Origin of the sequence: Kocuria rosea (assembly GCF_006094695.1) — a bacterium.
Lineage (GTDB): Bacteria > Actinomycetota > Actinomycetes > Actinomycetales > Micrococcaceae > Kocuria > Kocuria rosea.
In genome coordinates, this window is sequence record NZ_CP035103.1 from 3,641,124 (window position 1) to 3,654,019 (window position 12,896).

Annotated in this window: 12 protein-coding genes; 6 read left to right on the top strand and 6 right to left on the bottom strand. The window is 75.0% G+C overall.

From position 1 onward, the window contains the following. Positions 1-126: 126 nt before the first annotated feature. Positions 127-972: an IclR family transcriptional regulator gene (locus tag EQG70_RS16595; protein ID WP_244296581.1), complete on the top strand. Its 846-nt coding sequence runs from the start codon at positions 127-129 to the stop codon at positions 970-972. A gap of 67 nt (positions 973-1,039) precedes the next feature. Here EQG70_RS16595 and EQG70_RS16600 read toward each other — a convergent pair whose 3' ends face one another. Continuing rightward, positions 1,040-1,600: a hypothetical protein gene (locus tag EQG70_RS16600; protein WP_109268386.1), complete on the bottom strand. Its 561-nt coding sequence runs from the start codon at positions 1,598-1,600 to the stop codon at positions 1,040-1,042. A 520-nt stretch (positions 1,601-2,120) separates the two neighbouring features. On the opposite strand from EQG70_RS16600, the gene EQG70_RS16605 reads away from it, so the two are divergent. Next, the gene (locus tag EQG70_RS16605; RefSeq protein ID WP_035923498.1) at positions 2,121-2,795 is read left to right on the top strand and encodes an SDR family NAD(P)-dependent oxidoreductase; all 675 of its coding nucleotides are present in this window, start codon (positions 2,121-2,123) and stop codon (positions 2,793-2,795) included. Between the two features lie 49 nt (positions 2,796-2,844). Here the strand turns inward: EQG70_RS16605 and EQG70_RS16610 are convergent, their stop codons facing one another. Continuing rightward, positions 2,845-3,960: an NAD(P)-dependent alcohol dehydrogenase gene (locus EQG70_RS16610; protein WP_109268387.1), complete on the bottom strand. Its 1,116-nt coding sequence runs from the start codon at positions 3,958-3,960 to the stop codon at positions 2,845-2,847. Between the two features lie 197 nt (positions 3,961-4,157). Next, on the bottom strand, positions 4,158-4,628 hold the full coding sequence (locus EQG70_RS18215; RefSeq protein ID WP_126349717.1) for a ferritin family protein: 471 nt from the start codon (positions 4,626-4,628) through the stop codon (positions 4,158-4,160). A 64-nt stretch (positions 4,629-4,692) separates the two neighbouring features. Here EQG70_RS18215 and EQG70_RS18640 point away from each other — a divergent pair, with 64 nt between their 5' ends. Continuing rightward, positions 4,693-4,941: a hypothetical protein gene (locus EQG70_RS18640; protein ID WP_244296582.1), complete on the top strand. Its 249-nt coding sequence runs from the start codon at positions 4,693-4,695 to the stop codon at positions 4,939-4,941. 139 nt (positions 4,942-5,080) lie between these two features. On the opposite strand, the gene EQG70_RS16620 is transcribed toward EQG70_RS18640, so the two are convergent. Continuing rightward, positions 5,081-6,715: an ATP-binding cassette domain-containing protein gene (locus EQG70_RS16620; RefSeq protein WP_095650213.1), complete on the bottom strand. Its 1,635-nt coding sequence runs from the start codon at positions 6,713-6,715 to the stop codon at positions 5,081-5,083. Positions 6,716-7,031: 316 nt separating this feature from the next. On the opposite strand from EQG70_RS16620, the gene EQG70_RS16625 reads away from it, so the two are divergent. Further along, positions 7,032-8,474 (top strand): YfcC family protein, encoded by a 1,443-nt coding sequence (locus EQG70_RS16625; protein WP_208746220.1) that lies wholly within the window; start codon positions 7,032-7,034, stop codon positions 8,472-8,474. Positions 8,475-8,618: 144 nt separating this feature from the next. Here EQG70_RS16625 and EQG70_RS16630 read toward each other — a convergent pair whose 3' ends face one another. After that, the gene (locus tag EQG70_RS16630; RefSeq protein ID WP_306460805.1) at positions 8,619-9,932 is read right to left on the bottom strand and encodes an MFS transporter; all 1,314 of its coding nucleotides are present in this window, start codon (positions 9,930-9,932) and stop codon (positions 8,619-8,621) included. Between the two features lie 10 nt (positions 9,933-9,942). Next, positions 9,943-10,959, bottom strand: coding sequence for a helix-turn-helix transcriptional regulator (locus tag EQG70_RS16635; RefSeq protein ID WP_017833558.1), 1,017 nt, complete (start codon positions 10,957-10,959; stop codon positions 9,943-9,945). A gap of 62 nt (positions 10,960-11,021) precedes the next feature. On the opposite strand from EQG70_RS16635, the gene EQG70_RS16640 reads away from it, so the two are divergent. Then, the gene (locus tag EQG70_RS16640; protein WP_208746222.1) at positions 11,022-12,065 is read left to right on the top strand and encodes an ABC transporter ATP-binding protein; all 1,044 of its coding nucleotides are present in this window, start codon (positions 11,022-11,024) and stop codon (positions 12,063-12,065) included. Continuing rightward, on the top strand, positions 12,062-12,871 hold the full coding sequence (locus tag EQG70_RS16645; RefSeq protein WP_017833560.1) for an ABC transporter permease: 810 nt from the start codon (positions 12,062-12,064) through the stop codon (positions 12,869-12,871). Before EQG70_RS16640 ends, EQG70_RS16645 begins: the two co-directional genes overlap by 4 nt. The last annotated feature ends 25 nt before the right edge of the window (positions 12,872-12,896 follow it).

A 12,896-nucleotide genomic window follows, 5' to 3' on the forward strand; every position in this document is an offset into this window, starting at 1 on the left:
CGGTCCGGGACGCGCCCGGCCCGCACGGCACGTTACCGGGCGCCCGGCCCGCTCCACCCCGGCGGGCCGGGGTGGAGCGGACGGACCGGACGGAGCGCGACAATGACGATTGACTACCATGGAGTCATGTCCTCCCCCGGCCCCAGACCCCCGACCGTCCCCGACGCCGCCAAGGAGCAGCCCGGCACGGACGGGGTCACCCCGGGGGGCGTGCAGTCCGTGGACCGGGCCATCACGGTGCTCGAGGTCCTCGCCCGGACCGGCGGTTCGACGGTGACCGAGGTGGCCGCGGAGCTGGGCGTGCACAAGTCCACCGCGTCGAGGCTGCTCGGCGCCCTGGAGTCCCGGGGCCTGGTGCACCACCCGAGCGACGGGAGCCCGTATCAGCTCGGGTTCGGCATCCTTCGGCTGGCGCACGCGATCCCCGGCCGGCTGAGCGTGGTGGCCGAGGCGCGCGACGAGGTCCGCGGCCTGGCCCGGACCCACTCCGAGACGGTCAACCTGGCGGTCCTGCGGGAGGGCCACGCCGTCAACGTGGACCAGGAGATGGGCCCCTCCTCGGTCGCGACCCACGACTGGATCGGGAGCCTGACCCCCCTGCACGCCACCGCCAGCGGGAAGGTGCTGCTGTCGGGGCTGCCGTCCGACGAGAGGGCCCACGTCCTCCGCGACCAGGGCATGCCGGCCCTCACCGCGCGCACGATCACGTCGAGGGAGCAGCTGGAGCGACAGCTGATCGACGTGGTCGCCCGGGGCTACGCCACCGTGTGCGAGGAGTTCGAGATCGGGCTGAACTCCGTCGCCGTGCCCGTGCGGGACCATCTCGGCACGGTCATCGCCTCGATCAGCGTCTCGGGACCGGCGTTCCGGTTCACGGAGCAGCACATGGCCGACCTGGTCGAGGACCTCAAGGAGGCCGGCCTGCGGGTCAGCCGGCGCATGGGGTACGCCCCCCTCGACGACTCCGCGTAGCAGCATCCGCGCCGCCTCGCCCCTGGCACGACGTGGTCCACGGCGCCCGGGACGGCCTCTCGAGCACTCAGGCGCGGAAGGAGGCGATCATCGCCTCGACCTGCCGGTGCTGCTCCGATCCGGCGTACTCCCGGGCGGCCTCGAGCGTGGGGAAGTCGTGGACCGAGCTGAAGATCACCGTCCGGTAGGTGATGCCGTTGGGCGCGACCACCCCGGTCTCGACCAGTCCCAGGCCGTACAGGACGTGCGGCAGCATCGTGGTGGGCGGAGAGGCGTCCGCATCGGTCAGCGAGGTCACGAGCCGCACGGCGTCCGGCCAGCCGTACGCGTTGCGCAGCTCCGGCGAGGACGTCAGGTCCATGGCCACGGAGCGCACCACGAACTCCCCGCTGCTGGACAGCGGCACGCTCCCCGGGACGTCCCCGAGGTGGGCCACCGGCGGCATCGAGCAGTCGGGGCCGCACTCGGCGCCCCAGGCGATGAGGACCGACAGGTGGCCGACGGGAGCACCGTCCGGCCCGAGCACCGTCACCGTGCCGCCGACGTCCGAGAAGTCCCCGTCCACGCTCCACGTCGCGGGCAGCTCGAAGGCGAAGGCGGCGTCCGCGGCCGTGCCGGAGTAGGTCACGAGCTCCGCGGGAGCCCCAGTCGGACTCGCCGTCGGGCTCGCGGTGGGCGTGCTGGTCGGGGCCTCCGTCGGACCGGCCGTCGGGTTCTCGGCGGTCGGCGACGGGCTCTCCGTGGCTGGTTCTGTGGCTGGTTCCGTGGCCGTCGGGGACTCCGCCGCCGTGGCGGCCGGCGACGCGGCCGGGCTCGTGCCCTCGGCGGAGGGGTCCCCTCCGGACGGGGTGCCGCAGGAGGCCAGGAGGAGCAGGGCCGCGGCGGCCGCGCCCAGCGCCCGGGTCGATCGTGACGTGGTCGGTGACATGTGGACGGCCCCCCGATCGCGGAGCACCAGCGCCCCGGGCGTGCGCCCGGCCCGGCTCCGAGGACTGCAGGCTACGCCGCCCGGTTCGCGGTCGGCAACGGCGGGCGGCGGGCGCCCGGCGATCGTTGTGGGATCGCAAATTCCTGGGCGCTGTCGGAGAGCGTGGGTACGCTCGGGGCACGGCCCGCTCCGGGGTCGCACCGGGGACAGGAGTGGGGCCATGGACCTGAACGGCGCGAGGATCCTGGTGGTGGGGGCGACCGGCGTCCTCGGGCGGCGGCTGTGCGAACGGCTGAGCGAGCGCACCACCGACATCGTGGTGACGGGCCGCTCCGCCTCTGCGGCGGAGGAGCTGCGGCGCGGTCTCGGCCTGCGCGCGGCCCACGCCCTCGACCTCGTGGACCACGACGAGGCGGCGGAGGTGGTGCGCCGCGCGGCCGAGGAGCTCGGCGGGCTCGACGCCGTGGTGATCGCCACCGGGGTCGCCGCGTTCGGCCCCGCGGCCGACGAGGACGAGGCCGTCGTGGAGGAGCTGTTCGAGGTCAACGCCCTCGGCCCCATGGCCGTCATCCGGGCGGCCCTGCCCCACGTCGCGGACGGCGGCGCGGTCGCGGTCCTCACCGGTGTGGTCGCGGAGCTGCCGCTGGCCGGGATGGCCGGCTACGCCGCCAGCAAGGCGGCCATGGCCTCGTGGCTGGGGTCGTTGCGGCGGGAGCTGCGCCGTCGTCGGATCGCGGTGATGGACGCCCGGCTGCCGCACATGGACACCGGGCTCGTGGACCGGGCGCTCACCGGCCTGCCGCCCCGGCTGCCGCCGGGGCACAACGTGGACGACGTCATCGCCGCGGTGGAGCGCGGCCTCGAGCGCGGCGTCCACGAGCTGCGGATCGACTGAACCGGGTGCCCGTGCCCGCCGGAGCCGCCGCGGCGGTGGAGGCGCCGCGTCACCGGGGCATGCGGATGACGGGCTTGACCACGTCGCCGGACCCGCTGTCGGCGAGGGCCTGTTCGATCTCGTCGAGCTCGTAGAAGCGCACCAGCTCGTCGAACGGGAACCGCCCCTGCCGGTGGAGGTCGATCAGGGCGGGGATGAACTTCCCGCTGCGGCTGCCGCCGCCCAGGACCCCGACGATCCGCTTGCCCCACAGCGTGTGCATGTGGTCGAGGCTGAAGCGCGCCTGGGCGGGCGCGCCGCCGATGAGCACGAGCGTGCCCAGCATGCCCACGCAGTCCGCGGCCTGCTCCACGACGGGGACCACCCCGGTGCACTCGAAGGCGTAGTCGGCGGAGCCGCCCGTGATCCGGGCGACCTCCGCGACGACGTCCGTGTCCCGGGAGTTGATGACGTGGGTGGCCCCGTAGCGGGTGGCCAGCTCGAGCCGGGAGTCGTGCAGGTCCACGGCGACGACCGTGGTGGCGGCGGTGCAGCGGGCGGCCATGATCGCGGCCAGTCCCACGGCCCCGACGCCGAAGACCACCAGGGACGAGCCCGGCTCCGGGCGGGCCTCGTTGAGCACCGCGCCGGCGCCCGTGCCCAGCCCGCAGGCCAGGGGTCCGAGCAGCTCGAGCGGCACGTCGTCGGGCGCCTTCACGAGGGCGTCGGCGAGGACGATCGAGTGGGTCGCGAAGGACGACTGGCCGAAGAAGTGCCCGGAGACCTCCGAGCCGTCCGCCCGCGTGTAGGCCGAGGTCCCTGCGCCCTCGCCCCGGAAGCGGCGGCCCGAGACGAGAGCCTCTCCGGTCCGGGCGCAGTAGCGGGGCTGCCCGTCCAGGCAGTTGCGGCACGCTCCGCACGAGGGCCACCCGATGACGACCCGGTCGCCGGGCACGACGGCGCCGACGCCCTCGCCGACCCGTTCCACGATCCCCGCGCCCTCGTGGCCCAGGATCCCCGGCAGCGGCAGCGGCATGTCACCCGCACGGGTGATGGCGTCGGTGTGGCAGACCTCGGTCGCGACGATCCGGACCAACACCTCCCCGCGGCCGGGCTCGGCGAGCTCGACGTCCTCCAGCTCGAACGGGGCCCCGATCCCCTCGACGACGGCGGCGCGGATCCTCATGGTGTCCTCCTCGGCACTCCCGGTGCGGTGACGCGGCTCACGCGCCCCCTGCTCGGCAGTCTAGGGGCGGGCACGGTCTCCGGGGGAGGTCAGTCCCGACCGGACATGACGAGTCCGCCCGGAGCCGATCCGCGCGGGAGGCGGCGGACGGCCCGCGGGCGGCCGCGGCGCACTCCTCCTGCAGGAGGAGCGACGGGTCAGCCGTGGCCCAGGTCCCGCATCTGCTCCGGGGTGAGCCGGCCCCCGTTGGCCGCCGCGGCCTCGAACGTCGGCAGGTGGATCTCCTGGGAGGCGCTGCGCAGGTTGGTGAAGACGCGGGTCAGGGGTTCGTCCCCGCGGACCTCCTCCAGCAGCCGGTCGTAGAGCGCGATGTTGTCGGTCTCCCAGGCCGCCCAGGCGGTGGCGGCGGCCTCGAGGTCGGTGGGCGCGGAAATCCGCCCGGTGTAGGGGTTCGGCGGGACCGTGACACCGAGCCGCTCCAGCTGGCGGGTCAGGGCGTCGACGTGCTGCTCCTCGGCGGCCTGGATGCTCGCGTACGGCTCGACGGGTCCGAACTCGTCCACGACCGCCCGGTACTGCGCCGAGGCGGCGTACTCGCCCTCGGGGGACATCAGGGCCTCCCACGCGGCCGCGGCCATGGGGTCGGCCGCGGCCGGAGGAATCGACACCGAGGGGACCGCCCCGGCAGCGCCCGGGGCGGGCGCCGTTCCGGGCTGCGTCGTCGGGCCCGTCGTGGTCAGGCCCGTCGTGGTCGGGCCCGGCGACGCGGGGCTCGTCGTCGCCGAGCTCGACGGGCTCGACGGGCTCGACGTCGGGACGGTGCCGTCCCCGGTCGGCGGGGAAGCCTGCGGACCGCAGGCGCTGACGGCCGTCACGAGGAGCACCGCGGCGGCCGGGACGATCAGTCTCTGGTGCATGATCCGTTCTCCATCCTGGGAGGAGCGGCCCGGCGGGGTCGCTCGTCTCGACAGTCTGCGGTGACGCCGATCACAACATACCCCAGGGGGTATGCGGGAGCAAGAGGTGTGACGCCTCCGCGCCTCTCTGTGACGACGTCCGACCGACCCTCTGCTCCGCGGTCCGGGGCCGGCCCGTCCTGCCCCCGCCCACGGCGGGGCCGTCAGAGCGTCAGCCGCGGCCAGCCCTTCGTGTCCCGCAGGAGCTGCCGGTCGTGGGTGGTCAGCACCACGGCCGCGGCCGTGGCGGCGAGGGCCTCGGTGAGCTCGTCCACGAGGGCGATCGAGAGGTGGTTGGTCGGTTCGTCCAGCAGCAGCACGTGCGGCCGGGACGCCAGCACCACGGCCAGCTCGAGGCGCCGCCGCTGCCCGGCCGACAGCTCCGCCACGGGGCGTCCGCGGTCCCGCGCCGCCAGCAGTCCCAGGGACTCCAGGGGGGCCACCTCGTGCTCGGCCAGCCGGTCCGCGAGCACGAGCCGGACGAGCTCCTGCTCGTAGACCTCCTGGGCCGAGCGCGCCCCGTGCCGGACCCCGTCCTGCAGCAGGTGGCCGATCCGCGCCCCGGGGGCTGCGGTGCGCCGCCCCACGTCGGGAGCCAGCGCACCGGCGAGCACCTGCAGCAGGGTGGACTTGCCCGCCCCGTTGGGGCCTGCGACGACCAGCCGGTCCCCGGACTCCAGCAGCACGTCGACGGGCCGGAGCAGCCGGCCCGTGACCGCGACGCCCTCGGCGCGCACCAGCTCGACGCCGGGCAGCGCCGGCAGCTCCGGCACCGACAGCTCCAGCGGGGGCTCGGGGACGTCCACGCGGTGCCGCTCGAGGTCCTCCTGCCGGCGGTGCACCGAGCGGACGAGCCCCGGGGCGCGGGTGGCGCGGGTGTGCTTGCCGGTGCCCTTGTCCGGGCGCCATCCGTCGACCAGGCGGGAGCGGGCGCGCTGGAGGTTCCCGGCCAGCCGGGCGTGCTCGGCCTGCTGCTCCCGGTGGTCGTGGATCCACCGCGAGCGCTCGGCGGTCCGGCCGGCGCGCCAGCCCGCCACCCCGCCCCCGTACCACCGCGGGCGGCCGTCCCGGCTGGGGTCCAGGTCCAGGACGGTGTCCACGACCTGGCCCAGCAGCCGCCGGTCGTGGCTGACCAGGACCACGCCGCCGCGGAACTCGCGCAGCGCCGCCCCCAGGTGGGCCAGCCCCGCGGCGTCGAGGTGGTTGGTGGGCTCGTCCAGCAGCAGGAGGTCGTGGACGGTGCCGAGCAGGCAGGCCAGGCGCACCCGGTAGCGCTGGCCCACCGAGAGGGTGCCGAGCACCCGGGAGCGGTCGGTCACGGCGTGCAGGGCCTGCAGGGCGAGGTCCACCCGCCGGTCGGCGTCCCAGGCGTCGAGGGCCTGGGCGACCGCCAGCGCCTGTGCGTACTGCTCCGGGGCGCCCGGCCGGTCCGCGGCGAGGGCGCGGGCTGCGGCCTCGACCTGCGCCACCGCGGTGTGCTCGGCGGTGAGCTCGAGGTCCAGGAGGTCCCCCACGGTGCCCTCGGGCGGCACGGGCAGCTCCTGGTCGACCACGGCGAGCGTGCCGGTGCGGCGGACGGTGCCGGCGTCCGGGAGGAGGGCGCCCGAGAGCACCTCCAGCAACGAGGTCTTGCCGCGGCCGTTCTCCCCCACCACGCCGAGGCGGGTGGCGGGGGTGATCGTGAGGTCGAGCCCGTCCAGGACGGTGCGGGACCCGCGGACCACGCGGATCCCGGTGGCGGTCAGCTGGGCGTGCTCGCCCGCGGGCACGGCGGGACGGTGGACGGGAACGGCGGACATGCTTCCTCCGGGGTGCGGAGCCGCGCGCGGCCGGACGGCCGGGGCTCCTGACGAGGGGACGGGTGGGCAGGACGACGGAACGCCGCGGCGGACGCGCGGCGGGATCCGGAACCCGTCAGAGGAAGAAGTGGTGGAACATGGTCGCCCCAGGATAGCCCGGGTGGGCAACCACCGGGGGGCCCCGCCCGGATGAAACGATCGTTCCAGCACAAACCGAGTTGCATTAAACGATTGCGACATCTTGTGGCGGCGTCGATGAAACGCGGGTTCCATACCGTGGCTGTCGCCCTCCTCCCGCGCCACCGAAGGAACTCCCATGGCCACCACAGCCACCCCGCTCGACCGGCGACCGGCCGGCGACCGCCCGCGGTTCCGGATGCCCCACGTGTACGTGGTGCTCTTCGTCCTGTCCGGACTCGCCGCCCTGGCCACCTACCTCGTGCCGGCCAGCCGGTACGAACGCGTCCTCGGACCGGACGACCGCGAGATGATCGACCCGTCCAGCTACGGCGCCGTCGAGTCCTCGCCGACCTCCCTCGTCGACTTCGTCACCGCGATCCCGCGGGGGCTCGTCGACGCCTCGGAGGTCGTGTTCTTCACGTTCGTCATCGGCGGGACGTTCATGGTGCTCCGGCGCACGGGCATCATCGAGGCCGCCCTCGACCGCACCAGCCGGCGCTTCGCGTCCCGGCGGACGCTGCTGATCCCCGTGCTCATCACCGCCTTCGCCGTGATCGCCTCGCTGATCGGCACCCAGGAGCTCGCCCTCGTCTACATCCCGGTGATCCTGCCGGTCATGATCGCCCTCGGCTACGACTCCCTGACCGCCGTCGCCGTCGCCCTCGTGGGCACCACCGCCGGCTTCACGGCGGGCGTCCTCAACCCCATCAACACGGGGCTGGGCCAGCAGATCGCGGGTCTGGAGCCCTTCTCCGGACTCGGTCTCCGTCTCCTCGTGCTCCTGGTCCTGGTCGTCACCGGCTCCGTGTACGTCATGCGCTACGCCCGGAGGATCAGCCGCTCCCCGGAGCGGGGCCTGCTGCACGACGAGCCGGCCGAGGCGGAGAAGCGCCGCCTCTACGCCGACGGGCACTCCGGCGAGCCCCTCGTCCTCGCCCGGCGCCAGGGCGCCGCGCTGCTCACCGCCGCGCCGATCGTCGGCGTGCTGGTGTGGGGCGTGCTCACCCAGGGCTGGTTCTTCCTCGAGATGGCCGGGATGTTCATCGTCCTGTCGGTCGTCGTCGGGCTCGTGGCCGGCCTGTCCGTCAACGAGGTCTGCGCCGCCTTCACCGAGGGCATGCGGGACGTGCTCGAGGGCGCGATCATCGTGGGCGTCGCCCGCTCCGTCGCCGTGGTGCTGGAGGACGGCAACATCCTGGACACCGTCGTCCACGCCCTCGGCAACGCCGTGGACGCGCTGCCCGCCGCGCTCGCGGCGCTGGGCATGTTCGCGGTGCAGACCCTCTTCAACTTCGTGGTCCCCTCGGGCAGCGGCCAGGCCGTGGTGACCATGCCGATCATGGCGCCGCTGGCCGACCTGGTCGGTGTCACCCGCCAGACGTCCGTGCTCGCCTACCAGCTGGGCGACGGCCCGTCCAACATCCTCTACCCCACCTCCGGGTACTTCATGGCCGCCCTCGCGATCGGCGGCGTGCGGTGGGAGAAGTGGGTCCGGTTCTTCCTCCCGCTGTTCGGCATCTGGGTGGTGCTGAGCGCGCTGTTCCTGGTCTTCGCGCAGCTGACCCAGTGGAACGGCTGACACACTTCCCTGCCCTGCCCTGCTCCCCACCCGCCGACCCCGTCGAGTCCCCCGTGTGGTCGCAGTTCCCCCCGCTCGATCGGGGGGAACTGCGACCACACGGGGGACTCGACGCTCAGGGCAAGGTGGGTGTGGGGCCCCAGGTCAGGGGGTCCGGCGCTCCCGGAGGACGCCGGCCATCAGGGCCGCGACGAGCGCGAAGACCGGGACCACGAGCAGCGCCGCCCGCAGCCCCACGGCGTCGGAGAGCACCCCGACGGCCGGGGACAGGCCGAGGAAGCTGATCCGCATCAGCCAGCTGACCAGGGCCAGGCCCGTCCCGGTCCGCAGCCCGGGGATGTCGTCGGCGGCGTGGAAGGCCGCGGGCACGAGCGTGGCGCAGCCGAAGCCGGCCAGCGCGAAGCCCGCGACGGCCGGGCCCGGCGCCGGGGCGAGGACCACGAGCAGCATCCCGGCCGCGCTCAGCGCGGCGCCGGCGCGGACCACCGCGGCCCGGCCCCAGCGGTCGGTCATGGGGTCGCCGAGCATCCGGCCCACGAACTGCGCCGCCATGAGCGCCACGAGCCCGAGCCCCGCGGTGGCCAGCGGGGCGCCCAGCTCGGCGTTCAGGTACACGGCCGACCAGTTCTGCCCGGCGTCCTCGACCATCACCCCGGCCATCGCGATCACGGCCACGGGCAGGAGGCTGACGACGACGATGCGCCCCGCCGACCGCCGCCCCGTCCCGGCGGGCCCGGAGCCGGGGTCCGGCCGGGAGCCGGTGGTGCCCAGGCCCGTCGTCGTCGTGCCATCCGGAAGCGGATCCTCCGGCGGCGGGTCGTCCGAGCTGACCGTGCGCAGCTCCTGCCCCTCGGCCGGGCTCAGCGCGGCGCGCAGCGCCACGAGGGCGACCGCGCTCCACACGAGCCCGCTCGCCGGCAGGTGCCACCCCAGGGGCACGCCGAGGGCGAGCGCCGCGGTGCCCATGAGCCCGCCGACCACGGCGCCCAGGCTCCACAGGGCGTGCAGGGAGTTGATGATCGAGCGGCCGCGGGCGCGCTGGACCTCCATCCCCTGGGCGTTCTGGGCGGTGTCCACGTGGGCGTCCAGGGCGCCGCCCAGGAACATCGCCGCGAGGAACACCCCCGCGCCCAGCCCCGTGCCGGCGCCCAGGCCCGCCCCGGCCCCGGCGGCCGCGAGGCACACGGAGAGCAGGACGGTGCCCAGGGCCGCCACCCGGCCGGAGCCGAAGCGGCGGATCGCCCGGGCGGGGAGGGCGCCCACGAGGATCGCCCCGAGCGGGAACGCCACGACCAGCAGGCCGTAGAGGGTGTTGGAGAGCCCGAACGCGTCCTTGACCTCCGGCAGGCGCGGCAGCAGGTTGGCGTAGAGGGCGCCGTTGGTGAGGAAGAACGCGGACACCGCGATCCGGGCGCGCCGGACCCGCGCGGGGTCGAGGGCGGTGGTCTGGACGGTCACGTCCACGACTCTAAGGGCTGGGTTCCCCCGCCTCCGCCCCCGGCCCGCTGGAGTCAGGGGGCGACGGGCCGTCCAGGGCGTCGCCGAGGCGGTCCCGGAACCCGCGCACGGCCTCGGCCACCTCGTCCGAGCACAGCAGCCGCCACGGCACGTCCGCCGGGATCCAGGGCAGCGCCATCAGCAGCTCCGGGACGGAGCCGCCGGTGACGGTCCAGTCGACGGTGTCCCCGGGACCCTGCACCGCCGTGGCCGCCCACGGCCCGAAGTGCTCCCGGACCCGGTCCAGGCCCACGGTCATCCGCACCGTCAGCTCGTGCCGCGCGGCGTCCGCGCCGTGGGCGGCCAGGACGAACTCGGCGGCGTCCGCGGCGGGCAGCTCCCGCGGCGCGACGCGCACGGCGGTGCCCGCCAGCCTCCGCAGCCGGTCGATGCGGAACGTGCGCCAGTCGGCGCGGTCGGCGTCCCAGGCCACGAGGTACCACCACCGGTCCCGCGGGACCAGGGAGTGCGGCTCGACCAGCCGGGCGCTCTCCCGGCCCTGCCGATCGACGTAGCGGAAGCGCACCCGCTCGTGGTCGCGGCAGGCCAGGGCGAGCTGGGCGAGGACCTCGGTGGCCACGTGCGCGTCCGTGCGGGCCACCGGGACGGTGTGCGCCTGCAGCGCGGCGACCCGGCGGCGCAGGTGCCGCGGCAGCACCTGCTGGACCTTGGCCAAGGCGCTCAGCGACGTCTGCTCGCCGTCGCCGACGCCGTGCACCGCGGCGGTGCGCAGCCCCACGGCGATGGCCACGGCCTCGTCGTCGTCGAGCAGCAGCGGCGGGATGCTGGTGCCGCCGGCGAGCTGGTACCCGCCCGCCGTGCCGGGGCGGGCCGTGACCTCGTAGCCGAGCTCGCGCAGCCGGTCGATGTCCCGGCGCAGCGTCCGCTCGGAGACCGTCAGCCGCTCGGCGAGCTCGGGCCCGGACCAGTAGCGGTGGGTCTGCAGCAGGGACAGCAGCCGGAGCACCCGCGACGTCGGATCGGACATGACCCGCAATCTATGCCCCCCTGCGGACAGCTGGTGGCCTGAATGCGCTCTACCGTGGACCCATGAGCACCCCACCCATCATCAGCGCCCGCGGGCTGAGCAAGAGCTTCCGCGGGCCCGGCGGCCGGACCGTCGAAGCGGTGGCCGACCTGACCATGGACGTGGCGCCCGGCACGCTGACCGCGTTCCTCGGGCCCAACGGCGCGGGCAAGTCGACCTCGCTGCGCATGCTCACCACGCTGCTGCGGCCCACCGGCGGCACCGCCACCGTGTGCGGGTTCGACGTCGCCCGGCAGCCGGCCGAGGTGCGCGCCCGCATCGGCTACATCGGGCAGAAGAACGGGGCCGGGCAGTACCAGCGGGTCCGCGACGAGCTGCTCAGCCAGGGCGCCCTGTACGGGCTGAGCCGGGCGGAGACGCGGCGCCGCGTGGACGAGCTCGTGGAGGCGCTCGGCCTCGGCGACCTCGTCCGCCGGCCCACGATGAAGCTCTCCGGCGGCCAGCGCCGCCGCGTGGACATCGCCCTGGGACTGATCCCCGGCCCCCAGCTGCTCTTCCTCGACGAGCCCACGACCGGGCTGGACCCCCAGTCCCGCGCGCACCTGTGGGAGCACATCCTCGAGCTGCGCCGCCGCTACGGGACCACGCTGTTCCTCACCACCCACTACCTCGACGAGGCCGACCAGTTCGCCGAGCGGGTCATGGTCGTGGACCGGGGACGGATCATCGCCGACGACACCGCGTCCCGGCTCAAGACGGACCTGGCCGGCGACCGGATCGCCCTCACCCTGGACGCCGACCCGCCCGCCGCCGCGGCGGCCGTCCGGCGCGCGGCCGCCGCGGCGGGGCGGCGCCGAGCCGGAGGCGGTCCCGCCGGGGAGGGCACCCGCGTGGTCGTCGCGGTCGAGCACGGCGAGCGCGTGCTGCCCGCCCTGCTGCGCGAGCTCGACCGGGCCGGCCACGCCGTGCGGACCGCCGAGCTGACCCGCCCGACCCTCGACGACGTCTTCCTCCGGCTCACCGGCCGGAGCCTGCGCGAGGAGCGGGCCGACGCGTCCGAGACCGACCCGGCCGCCGAGGCCACGAGCGTGGGAGCACCCCGATGACCGCCGTTCCGACCACCCGCGAGTCCCCCGGCGGCACCGACCGGGCCCGCCCGGCAGGGATCGTCCACGACTCCGTCAGCGTCTTCGTCCGCGAGCTCCGGCCCGTGGTCCGGGATCCCTTCAGCCTGGTGTTCTCGCTCATGCAGCCGCTGATGTTCCTGGCCTTCTTCGGCCCGCTCCTGGGCGGGATGACCGGGCGGCCCCTCGACCAGGCGTTCCAGTGGTTCGTGCCGGGCATCGTGGTGATGATCGCGCTGTTCGGCACCGCGATGACCGGCTCGAACCTGCTGTTCGAGATCCAGTCCGGGGCGCACGAGCGGATGCTCGTGGCGCCGGTGACCCGCTCCGCGCTCATGGTGGGGCGCGCGTGCAAGGAGATGGTGCCGCTGGTCCTGCAGGCCCTGGTGCTCTCCGGGGTGGCCGCGTTCTTCGGCTTCCGCCCGTCCCTGCCCGGCATGGTGGTGGGCCTGGCGATCCTCGCGGTCTTCGGGGTGGGGCTCGGGGCGCTGAGCTACGCCCTCGCCATCGTCTCCCGGAACCGGGACTGGATGTTCTGGACCGTGCAGCAGGGGCTGCTGTTCCCGCTCATGCTGCTCTCCGGGATGCTCCTGCCGCTCGAGGCCGGTCCGGGGTGGATGCAGGTGCTCTCGCGGTTCAACCCGCTCACCTACATGGTCGACGCCGAGCGGGCCCTGTTCAACGGCCAGTTCGGTGATCCGGCCGTGGCCGCCGGGGCCCTCGCGGCGGTCGTGCTGGCCGCGCTGGGGCTGACCGTGGGGATCCGGGCGATGCGCAACAGCATCTGAGGGGCCCACCGGGAAGGTCGCCGGG

Coding starts and splice junctions, on each gene's coding strand:
- EQG70_RS16595 (WP_244296581.1), top strand. CDS start 127: ATGTCCTCCCCCGGCCCCAGACCCCCGACCGTCCCCGACGCCGCCAAG.
- EQG70_RS16605 (WP_035923498.1), top strand. CDS start 2,121: ATGGACCTGAACGGCGCGAGGATCCTGGTGGTGGGGGCGACCGGCGTC.
- EQG70_RS16610 (WP_109268387.1), bottom strand. CDS start 3,960: ATGAGGATCCGCGCCGCCGTCGTCGAGGGGATCGGGGCCCCGTTCGAG.
- EQG70_RS16620 (WP_095650213.1), bottom strand. CDS start 6,715: ATGTCCGCCGTTCCCGTCCACCGTCCCGCCGTGCCCGCGGGCGAGCAC.
- EQG70_RS16625 (WP_208746220.1), top strand. CDS start 7,032: ATGGCCACCACAGCCACCCCGCTCGACCGGCGACCGGCCGGCGACCGC.
- EQG70_RS16635 (WP_017833558.1), bottom strand. CDS start 10,959: ATGTCCGATCCGACGTCGCGGGTGCTCCGGCTGCTGTCCCTGCTGCAG.
- EQG70_RS16640 (WP_208746222.1), top strand. CDS start 11,022: ATGAGCACCCCACCCATCATCAGCGCCCGCGGGCTGAGCAAGAGCTTC.
- EQG70_RS16645 (WP_017833560.1), top strand. CDS start 12,062: ATGACCGCCGTTCCGACCACCCGCGAGTCCCCCGGCGGCACCGACCGG.